Below are 13,011 nucleotides of genomic sequence, written 5' to 3' on the forward strand. Positions count from 1 at the left end.
AAAAAACGGCTCAAACATGAAGAAATGAAATGACTGAGTCAGCCGAGAAGAATTTCCCCGCTTATTCGCACCTTCCCTAATCGACCCTACACGCTTATTGGCACCCTGCCTTTCTCCCGCAAGGGGAGAGGGAATTGTTGCCGCGGACGATTACGCTCCGCTAATCGACCCTACAAGCTTATTGCACACTGCGCCTCATCCTGTGGTGGGAGAGGCGTACTCCCGTTACTTGGTGCCCCATCCCCCTCGATGTTAGGATGCCGAACTTTCCTCTTATCCAACCTCAATCAGTTATGGCAAACCGGTTCGTCAGCAGTAAAAACAGGATCGTCCAGGCAGGGCGCTGGCTCGCGACCCGCGGGGCCGCGCTCTTTGCCGAACTCTCGGAGTTTCAGCAGCGCATCTGGGTGGTCAGCATAGTGAACGACACCTACACGGATACCTTTATCGTCAATGAAGGCAGCTTCAAGGAGCCCATGCAGTGGATGCGGCGCAAGCAGTACGATGCCGATATGCTGCGGCGGGTCGAGGCCATGCAGCGCTCCCAGGTGATCCAGTTCGAGCTGGGCGATACCCGCCATCGCCTTATGCGGGTCAAATAATTCGGGTCGCATCCGGTGGCGACGGGCCTTGGGCCTGGCGGCAGCTGCATCCGTCAGCCTGTGGTCAGGTGATGGGCGTGCGACACGCATACTGGCCAGACGCCGACGTTGAATTCCTCTCTGGTTCGCTGAGATAACACCCCGTCGAGGACAGCGTCCCCGCGTATCGCCGCAGGCACGGGAGTCCGGCTGGACTGCGCAATAATTGCTACCGCCCCTGGCTGTCGCTACCACAATGCGCTGTTGACCATCAGAGGGAACAAGGGGGCCAACAGGCGCCGTCCACCATATTACGGAGCCATCTCGGCCCAATCCATGGAATTGATGATGCAACTGTCAGAATTGCATGGTTTTTTGCGCCAGTTCAAAGTTATGGCCGCGAGGTGGCTGCCAGGCGGGGTCGCCGGGCTTGGCAGGTCCCTCCCGGCAGGGAATTGCTCGGGGCCGGTGGGCAATAAACGGGAAAGGTCGCGCCCCGAGCCCGGTGAGAAAGTCTGGGGTTGCGAGCCGGGAGCCCCTTGGGCCGCAGCCGGATTGGCGCTGCCGCCAGAGAGGTGACTCGCCTGAGTGCCGTCCATCGACTGCCGGGGTAAAAATGGCGGTATTTTGCCTGATTGGCCCTCTGCTTGCTTGTGGAGGGGGAGTGGGGTTGACTATCGTTTCAGGACAAGACATGCAAGCTAAGAGGTGTGCATGGACACAATATTGCAGGCTCTGTCAGTGCAAGTGACAGAGGCGCGGGATCTGGAGAGCCTGACCCGCCCTCTCCTTGAAATGCTCGAGACGGTCACTGGACTGGAGTCGACCTATCTGACGCAAATCGACCTCGAACAGAGCGCACAACATATCCTGTATGCCCGTAATAGTGCCGCCTTGCAGATCCCGGAAGGGGTAAGCGTTGACTGGAGCGATACCCTGTGTCGACGGGCGCTCGATGAAGGGCGACTGTATGCCGCCGACGTCGCCGACCGCTGGGGTGATTCGGCGGCGGCCAGGGCGATGGGGATCCGCACCTATATGAGCAGTCCGGTGCGGACCTCTTCCGGCTCACTCTATGGCACCCTGTGCGGCGCCAGCGCCGAGCATAAACCCCTGGTGACAGGTTCTGAGCATCTGATCGCCTTTTTCGCCCGACTGATTGCCGAGCATGTGGAGCGGGAGCAATTGCTGCAGCAGCTGCAACAGGCCAACAACGAGCTGTCGCGCCAGGCATTGAGCGATCCCCTGACCGGCCTGCCCAATCGCCGGGCGCTGATGCTGGAGCTTCATCGCCTGTTTTCGTTGTTGAAACGTACCGGTCATCCCCTGCTGATCTCTTTTATCGATCTCGATGGCTTCAAGGCGATCAACGATACCCTCGGTCATGATGCAGGCGATCTGCTGCTGCAAACCATGGCGCAGCAGCTGGCGGGGGCCCTGCGCAGCGGCGATCTGCTGGCGCGGGTTGGCGGTGACGAATTCGTTGCCGTGGGCATGGGGCCCCTGAGCGGTGAGGAGACGGTTGAGGCTGCCGTGCACTGTTTTCAGCGCCGCCTGTTCGAGCAGAGCCAGGTTCAATTGCCATTGGCGTCCCAGGTGTTGAACTATCCCGGTGCCAGCGTGGGAGTGGTGGCCGTCGATCCGGCCAGCATCAGCATTGACGATGCGCTGCGCCAGGCCGATGCCTGCATGTATGCGGTCAAGCGTCAGCGCCGCGCCCAATCCTGAGGCGTCTGGATCAAGCCTGCCGAACCTGTCGATCTAGATGCAAGCCACAACAGTGGTCGCTGGCTGAGCAGGGGCAACAAGGGGAGGGGACTCGCCCGTTGGCGGCTGGCACGGCTGGCTGCATCGAGGCGGCTGGCTGATCCGGTTGGCTTCGGCACTGCCGCTATACCTGCAATAAATCGGGGCCCTGTTGGGCCCCGATTTACGCCATGGCGCGGTCAGCGCACGGGGAAGTATTTGTGCTGGATCTGCTGAAATTCGCTGCTGGCCAGCACCTGGGTCAGGCCATTTTGGAACTCCTTGACCAGTTCATCGCTGACCGGGTGGCTGAAGGCGAAGCAGAACTGCTCTGAGCTCAACATCCAGAATACCTTGAACTGGGCGGGATCCAGCTGCTGGGAGGCAATGAGATCCATCAGTGTGGTCTTGTTGGTGGAGATCAAGTCGACCCTGCCGGACGTGAGCATCTTGAGCGCCTGGGGCAGGCGGTTGGCGGCCATGATTTTTTGCTCGTCAAAGCCGTTGTTGAGCAGCAGTTGCTCCCCCACATCGGCGCGTACCGCCCCTATGGTGTGCTGCTGGGCATCTTCAAGCTTGGTGAGGGTGAGCGGGTTCTTGGCCAGCCCTATCAGCACGATTTCGGCATACCCGATGGGGCATGCCCATTTGAACAGCGGATCCCGCGCCTCGGTACGGGCGGTGGCGAACAGCACCACATTGGGTTTTTGGGTCAGCAGGTAATAGCCGCGAGCCCAGGGCATGATGGTGATGGTTTGCGGCGGCGTATTGGTCTTTTTCCACACCTGATGCAGCAGCTCGACGGCGAGACCGGTCGGGGTGCCGGCGCTGTCTGTGTAGTTATAGGGTTTGTACTCTTCGCTGAGGTAGTGCAGCTTGCCAAGTTCCTGGCTGGCCTGGGTGATGGCTGCAAACAGCAGCGCGGCAAATCCAATCCATTTTTTCATGCTGGCCATCCTGATGAGGTGCTCTGTCATCCTCAAGTGTTACCACATAGCGATAATTCGCCAATAAAACCGGGTGTTAAATCAAGGGCGCAAGGGGGCTCTCTCTTGCACAGACTCAAGGGACTGGCAGGTATCTTTGCCGCAGTGCCTGATATTCCGGCGATGCCAGTGCCTGGGTCATGGCGCGCTGGAACTGTTTGACCAGGTCGTCATCCACCTGGCGGCTGAAGGCGTAGCAGAGCTCTTCGGCATCCAGCACGAAGGCCACAGTGAAGTCGTCGGCATTGAGCTGCAGTGCCTTGATGGCGTCATAACCCGCCAGCTTGCTGGTCGCCAGCAGGTCGGCGCGGCCCGACACCAGCATCCGCAAGGCCTGGCTCAGCCGGTTGGCCGGTATGATACGGGTCTCGTCCATGCCCCGGTTGAGCAGCAACTGCTCGGCGGCATCGGCTCGCACTGCGCTTATCCGGTAGTCGTTCATCTGCTCGACGGCACCGAGCTGTACAGGTTTGCTTTTATGGGCAAGCAGTATGTATTCGGAATAGCCGATGGGGCAGGCCCATTTGAACAGGTGAGAGCGGGTCTCGGTGCGGGCGGTGGAGAAGAGCACCACATTGGGTTTCTGGGTCAGCAGATAGTAGCCCCGCGCCCAGGGCAGGATGCGAACGGGTTGGGCGGGGGTGCCGCTGCGCTGCCAGATGAGTTGCAACAAGTCGACCGCCAGCCCGGTGGGCTGGCCTGCCTCATTGCTGAAATTGTAGGGAGGATACTCCTCGGTCAGGTACTCCAGTTTGGTCAAGCCAGCATGAGCCGTGCCAAGGCACGACATCAGCAGCAGACAACAGCACAACCTTATCCTCATGGGTACGTCCTTGGCGTGATTTCTGCAATCCTTTTGCGCAAGTGTGGGCAAAAAAGCCTGATATTGCCAGCAGTTACCAGCGGGCTCTGGGGTTGCCAACGGGTTTGAACTGCTCGTCCCTCAGCCCGACCAGCAACGCCTTGCCATCCCCCTGCAGGCGAAACTCCCCATAGCGCGCCACTTCAAACTGTTCACCCGTGCCCTCTTCAAAGAAGAAGGCATCGGGCCCGATCAGCCACTGGTTGTCGCTCTGGCGCACTTGCAGCAGACGCTCATTCGATGCCAGTTGCTCCGGCTTGCCATCGGCGGCCCAGTTGGCCACCTGATGCTCATCGAGCCGGATCACCAGGGTATCGCTGTCATTGGTGCGCTCGCTGTAACGGCTGGCACCCAGCTGGCGGGCGATGTCGTAGTTGAGGCGCATGTAATCCCCCTGCATCAGGGAGCGGGGATCCACCGGCGCCAGCCTGAGCAGGACTACCTCGCCGCTGGTCATGGCGGCTTCGTAACGCCAGACGGTGAAGTTGATGCCTGCCAGAATGGCTAGGCCGGTCAGCAAGAGGGCAAACTGTCTCATGACGGTCTCCTGGCGTTGATCACATGCAGTAACTGGCGGGCACCGAGCAGCAGGGCGCCCGAGCCCAGTAGCAGCCAGGATTTGGTCATCAGGGTCAGCCCCAGATCGTAGTAATAGAGGGAGCCAAAGCCGAGCAGCAGCAGGCCCGCCAGCGTCATCAGCCCCATGCTGCCGGCATAGAAACCGAGTACCAGCACCAGGGCGCCCGCCCCCATGCCGGGGATGAAAGCGCTGATCAGCACCAGTGGCAGCCCGTATAGCAGTGGCAGCTTGAGCCGGATCATGACCCCGAGCAGCAGCGCCGCGCAGAGCAGGGGATTGAGCCAGAGCGGCAGGCGAGAGAGGCCAAGCTCGTCGAGCATGCTGGCCCCCTCGCTCCACAGCGGATGGTGCAAGCGCCCAAGCACCAGCAGGGAGAGTGCCAACCCCAGGGTCAGGGATTCATACAACTGATGGTGGGCCGGTTGACGTTCTGCCTGCAGCCAGCAGAAGGCAAGCGTCATCATGACCAGCGGCAGGGCCAGCAGTTGCAGGCCAAGGCAGGCAAGGCCCAGGGTAAGCAGTATGGCGGCGGCGAAGCTGTGAAACAGCCGGATCAGCCAGTGCTCGAACAGGGCGGCAATAAAGAGAGAGAGGGCGGCGAGCCCCAGCCAGAGTGGCGCCGAGTGGAGATCAATCTGATCGATGAGGCCATAGAGCAGCCAGGCATCGGCGGCCAGTGCAAGCGCCAGCACGAACTGATCCCACAGATCGCTGCGCTGGGCGAAGCGGTTGAGGCCAAAGGCGATGGCCATCAGCACGGCGCCCATCATGAGAGCGCTGTTGGCATCCCGGGTGAGCTGTGAAAAGGACATGAACAGGAAAAACAGCAGGAAGATAGCGGCAACCCAGCCCACCATGCCGAGCAGAAAGCGGCTGGACCAGTGAGGTTGGGTATCACGGGGGGCTTCCCCTTCCACCAGATCAGCCTGTTGCAGCCGTTGCCAGGGGGTCAGATCAGCCATGTTGCCTCCTCTTGGCGTGCTTGCCAGATACCTTGCTTATGCATGGGACCTCCGTTGTTGTTGCAGCCAGCGGCTGGCGGCGACCGAGAGGCCGATGGCGATCAGGCTCAACAGCAGGAAGCCGTCCACGTCGGGATCCATCCACTTGCCAAGGGCTGTCAGGATAACGGCGATGAGGCTCAGGCACCCCATGGCGAGCCCGGCGATAAATTTGTGGTGCCAGAGGGCGTAGGCGGCGGCGAGCCAGCCCAGCCAGGCGGGCCACACCCAGGGGGAGGCGGCATCAAACAGCGCCAGCAGGGTCAGCAGTGTGACCCCCAATCCCGCGGCGAGCCCGGGTAGCCAGGCGGGCATCAGCTTGAGGCGGGTGGGGGCCAGCAAGAGGGCGCCCCACAAGGCGGCATTGAGCAGGGTCAGACACCAGCCCAGCCCCTCTTCATCGAAGCCAAAAAAGAAGCTGAACAGGCCGAGTCGCCAGTAGAGCATCAGTGCCAGCTGGCCGAGCAGCCAGCTCGTGGTCCACAGCAAGGGGCTCTGGCCGAGCGCCGCCAGCGGCAGCAGCATCAGGGCCCAGGTGGCGAACAACTGCCAGGGATCGGCACCCGTCTGGTAGGTCTGACCCACCAGGGCCAGCAGGGCGCCAATATTGAGCGCCATGGCCAGCAGCAGTGCCTGGCGGGGTGTGTCTGTCATGGGTTTTCGCCACAGCAGCACCAGCATGGCGAGCAGGGGCAGCTCCAGCAAGGCGAGGCGAGAGACGCGGCCCAGCTCCTGCCAGTTGAAGGCGACGAAGAACACCAGACCGGCGCCGAGGCAGAGACTGCCGAGCCAGAGCAGCAGGCGGTCAAACAACCATTGCCAGCGGGCACTGGCAGGGGGCAAGTCGCACAGGGCGAGGGCGGCGGGCAGGTGCGTCTGGGCGAGGCGTCCGCGTCTGACCCAGTCGAGCAGCGTCTGTCTTGAGGTGAAGTGCATGGGATGCTCCATGAGGTTTGCCGCATTATGCCACTGTCTTGGCACTGCGGGACACTCCCTGTCTGTGCGTGGGCGACAGCAGGCTGCGTCTCCGTATGATGGCAGGTAATAAATGTCAGGTAACAAAAAGCCCCGCCTGGTTGAATAGAGGCGGGGCTGGCTTGTGATGGCACGACATCGAGGCCGGCATGGGAGCGGGGTAGGCAAGTGCTCACGCTTGCCTCGCCGCTTTCTGGTCATGCCGGCGGTTTGTCAGGCGAAGATGAGAGTACTCACCCCCAGCCCTGCAAACAGGATGGCGCAGGCGATGCGGATCCCCTTGAGCGGCAGCTTGTCGGCGCCCAGCTTGCCGAGCAATACCACAGGCACGTTGGCCAGCATCATGCCGAGGGTGGTACCTGCGATGACTTGCGTCAGCGAGTCATACTTGGCCGCCAGCAGCACAGTGGCTATCTGGGTCTTGTCACCGATCTCGGCGATGAAGAACAGCACGAAGGTGGCCATGAAGGGGCCGTACTTGTCGAGCGGACTCTCTTCGTCATCCAGCTTGTCAGGTACCAGGATCCAGACCGCCATGGCAATGAAGGAGCCTGCGACCAGCCAGGTCATCACTTTGGGGTCCAGCCAGCGGCTGATCAGCTCGCCAAGCCAGGCGGCGCCGGCGTGGTTGAGCAGGGTCGCCGCCAGCATGCCGGCTATGATGGGCCAGGGCTTGCGAAAACGGCAGATGAGCAGCAACGCCAGCAGCTGGGTCTTGTCGCCGATCTCGGCGATAGCCACGCTCAGGGTTGAGGTTAACAAGGCTTCCATAAAAATGACCGGGGGACGGAATTGTTATACCTGAGACAAGCCTGCGCCATCCGTCCCCGGTATTGGCACTGGCCCGTCAAAGGTCTTGTCAAATCCACGTATTAGATGGATCACCCTGACCATGGTGAGTTGGCACCAAGCATGTTGATCAGGGTCGCAAACCGGTTTGGGGTCGGACTGCGAGACTACTCCCCCTCGATGGGAGCGGGCATTCTAGGGAAAAACCATCCGCGAGACAAGCGACTCAACCACCGACCAGCTTGACGCTGAAACCGGCCTTCTCCAGCTCGGTCTTGATCAGGTCCCGTTTATCCCCTTGGATCTCGATGATTCCCTCTTTCAAACCGCCGCCGGTGCCGCATTTCTTCTTGAGCAGGGTGGCGATGGTTTTCTGCTGTTCCGCCGGTACACCGTGGATGGTGATGACGCCAGCGCCCTTGCGCCCCTTGGTCTCGCGCCGGATGCGCACAGTACCATCCTGCGGAAAAGGGGAGGCGGATTGGGGCTGGGTTTGTTCCTTGATCATGCCGCCATCCGTGCTGTAAACCAGGTGGCTGTTGTTGTCGTGACTCATGGCAGTTATTTGTGAGTTAGCTAAGCGGAGTTTGATTTTACTCAAATCAGCGCGGGAAACACGGATTATAATGCCCCGAGTAAAAGCGAATTATTATTGTTTAACTTCAGGAGTCAGTCATGGTACTCGCGCAGTTGTCACCGGGACAGAGTGCTCGCATCAAGCACATGAACCATCTTGAACGTACATTGCGGCGCAAACTGATGGTGATGGGCCTGCTGCCACAGACCGAAGTCCTCTTCCTGCGCGCGGCCCCGCTGGGTGACCCGCTCCAGATCCAGTGCCAGGGGATCTGTCTCTCCATGCAAAAAAGCCTTGCCCTGCAAATCGAGGTTGAACTGGTATGAACTACTCCCTCGTGACCGTCGGCAATCCCAATAGCGGCAAGACCTCACTGTTCAACGCCCTGACCGGTGCCCGCCAGCAGGTGGGCAACTGGAGTGGCGTGACCGTCGACAAGAAGATGGGCGAGTTTTCTGCCCAGGGACATGACTACAAGCTGATGGACCTGCCCGGCATCTATAGCCTGGCCAATCAGGAAGGGAGCCTGGACGAGCAGATCGCCAGCCGCTTCGTGCAGGGTCAGCAGCCGGACCTGCTGCTCAACGTCATCGATGCCGCCAACCTGGAACGCTCTCTCTACCTCACGCTGCAACTGCGCGAGCTGGGGCTGCCCATGGTGGTGGTGCTCAATAAGATGGATATCCTGCAAAAGCGACGGGTGACCATAGATGAAGCCCTGCTCGCCAAGGCGCTCGGTTGCCCTGTGGTGCCCCTGTCGGCCCACAATCGCCAGCAGGTCGCCGCCTTCAAGCACCAGATCCAGCAGTTTATCGGCAAGCCCCAGCCGGCGCTGATGCTCGATTACGGCAGCACTCTTGAGAAAGACTTGGCGGAGCTGGAGACACTGCTCGCCCCCCATCACCTCACCGCCCGTGGCCGCGCCTTGCGCCTGCTGGAAGAGGATGAGGCGATGCAGGAAACCCTGCAGGCAGGGCAACAGGCCGCCGCTACCAATGTGGTTGCCCGTGCGCACCATGCTCAGGACATAGATCTGCAACTGGCGGATATCCGCTATGGCCACATTCATCAGTGGACCAGCCAGGCGTGCCAGCAAAAGGGCAAACTCACCGTTGCCCAGAGTGAATGGCTGGATCGGGTGCTGCTCAATCGCTGGGTCGGCATCCCCTTCTTCCTGCTGATGATGTACCTGATGTTCCTGTTTGCCATCAATGTGGGCAGCGCCTTCATCGACTTCTTCGACATCATGGGCGGCGCCCTGTTTGTGGACGGGGTACATCACCTGCTGGGGCTGGTCAATGCCCCCGAGTGGGTTGGCGCCATACTGGCGGGCGGCTTCGGGGTCGGTTTGCAGACGGTCGCTACCTTTATCCCCGTGATCGGCTGTCTCTACCTGTTCCTGGCTGTGCTGGAGAGCTCAGGCTATCTGGCGCGGGCGGCCTTCGTGGTGGATGCCCTGATGCGCCGCCTCGGCTTGCCGGGCAAGGCGTTCGTGCCCATGCTGATGGGATTTGGCTGTACGGTTCCCTCCGTGATGGCGACTCGCACCCTCAACTCGGAGCGCGAGCGGCTGATGACCTCGGCCATGGCGCCCTTCATGTCGTGCGGTGCCCGTCTGCCGGTCTATGCCCTGTTCGCGGTGGCCTTCTTCCCCGAATCGGGTCAGAACCTGGTGTTCGGTCTCTATCTCGTCGGCATTCTGGTGGCAGTGCTCACCGGCCTCTTGCTGCGCAACACACTGCTGCCGGGCAAGAGTGACTCCATGCTGATGGAGATGCCCGATTACGAGTGGCCGCGCCCCATCAACGTGGGGATCAAGACCTGGCAGAAACTCAAATCCTTCGTGTTCGGTGCCGGTAAAACCATAGTGCTGGTGGTTGCCGTGCTGAGCGTTCTCAACTCGCTGGGGACAGATGGCAGCTTTGGTCACCAGGATCAGGAGAGCTCGGTGCTGAGCAAGGTCAGTCAGGCGGTCACCCCTGTGCTGCACCCCATAGGTGTGCGCGATGACAACTGGCAGGCCACGGTCGGCATAGTGACCGGCATCTTCGCCAAAGAGGCGGTGGTCGGTACCCTCAACAGCCTCTATGCCGGCAGTGCCGGTGATGAGGAGGAGAGTGAATACTCCCTCGTTGCCAGCTTCCACGAGGCCATCGCCGCCGTTGCCGCCAATCTGGCGGAGATCAACCCGAGCGATCCCATGGGGATCTCCGTCGGTGAGCTCGATGACAGACAAGCCGCTGCCGAAGCTCAGGAAGTGGACGTGTCGACCTACGGCAACATGCAGACTCACTTCGACGGCGCGGCCGGTGCCTTTGCCTACCTGTTGTTTGTGCTGCTCTACATGCCGTGCGCCGCCGCCATGGGCGCGCTGGTGCGGGAAACCGGTCGCCAGTGGGCGCTGCTGACCGCCGCCTGGTGCAACTACACCGCCTTCCTGTGTGCCACCGTCTTCTATCAGGTGGCCACCTTTGCCGCTCACCCCGAGCAGAGCCTGTTCTGGATTGGCAGCTATGGCCTCTCCCTGCTGCTGCTCTGGTGGCTGGGCCGCCGTCACGGTGACATAGTCGCCCGCAAGGTGGTGGCCTTATGATACTGCGAGAGCTGGGGGACTATCTCGCCGTGCAGCGCAAGGTGAGTCGGCGGGATCTGGCGCGCCACTTCCATACCTCGGAAGATGCGGTGGAGGCCATGCTCGGTGTCTGGATGCGCAAGGGCCGTGTGGCCAAGCGGGAGACTCAGGTGTGTGGTGGCAGCTGCTGCGGCAAGAGCCAGGAGGTGATGTTCGAGTGGTGTGAACCCGGCCAGATTGGTTTGGTACAAAAGCGCTAGCGCGCTTGTCGGATCCCTCACTCCGTCATGCAATAAACAAGACCCGCCATCGGCGGGTCTTGTTGTTTCTGTGGCTGGCTGCCTATGGCCCGGGCGTTAACGCCCGGGCCAGCGCTGGCCCACGTCGGCGTGGCGATACCAGGCCATCAGGGCCTGCTGGCCCTCGATGTCATCCACCGCCGGTGACCAGGGGGCAAAGTCTTCCTCCCTGAACGGGGCGTAGGGGCCGTGCTTCACCTCGAAGATGACGGCGCCGGGATCGAGTGACAGGACCGCATGCCAGGTGGCGACCGGGGTCTCCAGTACCGAGGTCTCTTCCCCCAGCACGGCACGAGCAACCACAGTGCCTTCATCGTCAAAGTTGAGCACCACGAAGCGCCCGCACAGGGCGGTGAGCAGCTCCCAGGTTTGCAGATGGCGATGGGGGCGAATGTAGGTATCTGGCTCCATGGCAATGGCCAGCCGCTGGATGGGGTCGGCCAGCTGGTCGTGCAGATTGTGATTCATGCGCTGGCGCGGGGAGTGGGCGGCCTCGGTGGCGAGACTGGCAAGGCGTACGACGTCCAGTTTTTTCATGTGCAGTTCCATCATAAGGCAAAGGCAGGAGCGTCGGCAGAGTAGCATGCCCGAGGGGCTGACAGGCAAGGGACGAGCCGTAAGCAAATGTAAACAAGGGAGCCGGTCGGGCTCCCTTGTTCAGTGGCTGCTGTGTACCAACTCGCTTACAGCTTGGCCAGCATCTCTTTGGTGACCAGCACTATGCCTTGCTCGGATCGGTGGAAGCGGCGGGCATCTTCACAGGCGTTTTCCCCCACCACCAGCCCTTCGGGCAGTATGCAGCCCTTGTCGACCACCACACGGCGCAGGCGACAACCGGCACCTATCTCGACCCCGGGGAAGATCACCGCCTGATCCAGGGTGCAGAAGGAGTGCACGCGCACATTGGTGAACAGCACCGAACTCACGATGAAGGAGCCGCTGACGATGGTGCCACCGGAGAACATGGAGTTGATGGTCATGCCGTGCTGGCCGTTTCTGTCCTGCACGAACTTGGCGGGTGGGGTCATTGTCTGGCTGGTCCAGATGGGCCACTCCTGATCATAGATATCGAGCTCGGGAGTGACGGAGGCGAGATCCATGTTCGCTTCCCAGAACGAATCCACAGTCCCCACATCACGCCAGTAGGGGCGTTTTTGCGGGCAGCAGCCGACGCAGGACATGCTGAACGGATGGGCGTAGGCGGATCCCTCCTTGACCACCCGCGGGATCACGTCCATGCCGAAATCGTGGTGGGAATCCTGGTTGGCCAGATCCTCTTCCAGCAACTGGTAGAGATACTCGGCTTCGAAGATGTAGACCCCCATTGAGGCCAGCGCCATGTCGGCCTTGCCTGGCATGGCGGGCGGATTGGCCGGTTTCTCGACGAAGGCGTTGATCTTGCGATCCCCATCCACCGCCATCACCCCAAAGGCGCTTGCCTCTATGCGCGGCACCTCGATGCAGGCCACTGTGACCTTGGCCCCCATGTTGACGTGATCGAGCAGCATGGCGGCGTAATCCATCTTGTAGATATGATCCCCCGCCAGCACCACCACGTATTTGGGGGCGTGATCGCGAATGATATCCAGATTCTGATACACGGCATCGGCGGTGCCGCGATACCAGTTGACCTCGTCCACCCTTTGTTGGGCAGGCAGCAGGTCGATGAATTCGTTCATCTGGTAGCGCAGGAATGACCAGCCCGATTGCAGATGGCGCAGCAGGCTGTGGGATTTGTATTGGGTGACCACGCCGACCCGACGGATCCCCGAGTTGATGCAATTGGAGAGTACGAAGTCGATGATGCGGAATTTACCGCCAAAATGAACTGCCGGTTTCGCCCTGTTGTCCGTCAACTGCTTGAGGCGACTGCCCCGCCCTCCTGCGAGAACCAAGGCCATGGTCTCGTTCAGCAATTGTCTGGATTTTGCTGTATTGGCAGGTTGTAACAACATTGAATACCCCTTTGTTGATAGAATCTCTTGATACTGCCTCCTTTGAGGCCTGTATGAAAGGGCTTTCAACGACATTTTTTGCAAGCAG

At 60.8% G+C, this 13,011-nt stretch carries 14 protein-coding genes; 5 read left to right on the forward strand and 9 right to left on the reverse strand.

Features of this window, described 5'->3' with window-relative positions:
- The first annotated feature begins 293 nt into the window (after window positions 1-293).
- Window positions 294-602, forward strand: a complete 309-nt coding sequence (locus OKC28_RS12820; protein ID WP_021140129.1) for a hypothetical protein — start codon at window positions 294-296, stop codon at window positions 600-602.
- A 693-nt stretch (window positions 603-1,295) separates the two neighbouring features.
- On the forward strand, window positions 1,296-2,309 hold the full coding sequence (locus OKC28_RS12825; RefSeq protein ID WP_270689538.1) for a GGDEF domain-containing protein: 1,014 nt from the start codon (window positions 1,296-1,298) through the stop codon (window positions 2,307-2,309).
- A 218-nt stretch (window positions 2,310-2,527) separates the two neighbouring features.
- Here the strand turns inward: OKC28_RS12825 and OKC28_RS12830 are convergent, their stop codons facing one another.
- The 7 genes from OKC28_RS12830 to OKC28_RS12860 form a co-directional block, all read right to left on the reverse strand.
- The gene (locus OKC28_RS12830; protein ID WP_059113214.1) at window positions 2,528-3,274 is read right to left on the reverse strand and encodes a substrate-binding periplasmic protein; all 747 of its coding nucleotides are present in this window, start codon (window positions 3,272-3,274) and stop codon (window positions 2,528-2,530) included.
- A 115-nt stretch (window positions 3,275-3,389) separates the two neighbouring features.
- Window positions 3,390-4,136, reverse strand: a complete 747-nt coding sequence (locus tag OKC28_RS12835) for a substrate-binding periplasmic protein (protein ID WP_059113213.1) — start codon at window positions 4,134-4,136, stop codon at window positions 3,390-3,392.
- A gap of 73 nt (window positions 4,137-4,209) precedes the next feature.
- Window positions 4,210-4,713 (reverse strand): GDYXXLXY domain-containing protein, encoded by a 504-nt coding sequence (locus OKC28_RS12840; RefSeq protein ID WP_059113212.1) that lies wholly within the window; start codon window positions 4,711-4,713, stop codon window positions 4,210-4,212.
- The gene (locus OKC28_RS12845) at window positions 4,710-5,717 is read right to left on the reverse strand and encodes a DUF4401 domain-containing protein (RefSeq protein WP_059113211.1); all 1,008 of its coding nucleotides are present in this window, start codon (window positions 5,715-5,717) and stop codon (window positions 4,710-4,712) included. Before OKC28_RS12845 ends, OKC28_RS12840 begins: the two co-directional genes overlap by 4 nt.
- Before the next feature lie 36 nt (window positions 5,718-5,753).
- Window positions 5,754-6,692 (reverse strand): DUF2157 domain-containing protein, encoded by a 939-nt coding sequence (locus OKC28_RS12850; protein WP_059113210.1) that lies wholly within the window; start codon window positions 6,690-6,692, stop codon window positions 5,754-5,756.
- Window positions 6,693-6,944: 252 nt separating this feature from the next.
- Window positions 6,945-7,502 carry a TMEM165/GDT1 family protein gene (locus OKC28_RS12855; protein ID WP_270689543.1) on the reverse strand — a complete coding sequence of 186 codons (558 nt, stop codon included), beginning with the start codon at window positions 7,500-7,502 and terminating at the stop codon, window positions 6,945-6,947.
- A gap of 244 nt (window positions 7,503-7,746) precedes the next feature.
- On the reverse strand, window positions 7,747-8,076 hold the full coding sequence (locus OKC28_RS12860; RefSeq protein ID WP_005314581.1) for a translation initiation factor: 330 nt from the start codon (window positions 8,074-8,076) through the stop codon (window positions 7,747-7,749).
- 119 nt (window positions 8,077-8,195) lie between these two features.
- On the opposite strand from OKC28_RS12860, the gene OKC28_RS12865 reads away from it, so the two are divergent.
- The 3 genes from OKC28_RS12865 to OKC28_RS12875 are packed head-to-tail and all read left to right on the forward strand — an operon-like array spanning window position 8,196 to window position 10,929.
- Window positions 8,196-8,423, forward strand: a complete 228-nt coding sequence (locus OKC28_RS12865; protein ID WP_005314583.1) for a FeoA family protein — start codon at window positions 8,196-8,198, stop codon at window positions 8,421-8,423.
- A complete protein-coding gene (feoB, locus tag OKC28_RS12870) occupies window positions 8,420-10,690 on the forward strand; it encodes a Fe(2+) transporter permease subunit FeoB (RefSeq protein ID WP_270689548.1) in 2,271 nt (756 codons plus the stop codon). Before OKC28_RS12865 ends, feoB begins: the two co-directional genes overlap by 4 nt.
- On the forward strand, window positions 10,687-10,929 hold the full coding sequence (locus OKC28_RS12875; protein WP_021140137.1) for a FeoC-like transcriptional regulator: 243 nt from the start codon (window positions 10,687-10,689) through the stop codon (window positions 10,927-10,929). The genes feoB and OKC28_RS12875 overlap by 4 nt, the downstream gene beginning before the upstream one ends.
- Before the next feature lie 96 nt (window positions 10,930-11,025).
- On the opposite strand, the gene OKC28_RS12880 is transcribed toward OKC28_RS12875, so the two are convergent.
- On the reverse strand, window positions 11,026-11,505 hold the full coding sequence (locus OKC28_RS12880; protein WP_270689551.1) for a WbuC family cupin fold metalloprotein: 480 nt from the start codon (window positions 11,503-11,505) through the stop codon (window positions 11,026-11,028).
- Window positions 11,506-11,651: 146 nt separating this feature from the next.
- Window positions 11,652-12,923: a glucose-1-phosphate adenylyltransferase gene (gene glgC / locus OKC28_RS12885; RefSeq protein ID WP_017412109.1), complete on the reverse strand. Its 1,272-nt coding sequence runs from the start codon at window positions 12,921-12,923 to the stop codon at window positions 11,652-11,654.
- Window positions 12,924-13,011: the final 88 nt, after the last annotated feature.

This window comes from Aeromonas sp. D3, assembly GCF_027705025.1.
GTDB lineage: Bacteria > Pseudomonadota > Gammaproteobacteria > Enterobacterales > Aeromonadaceae > Aeromonas > Aeromonas salmonicida.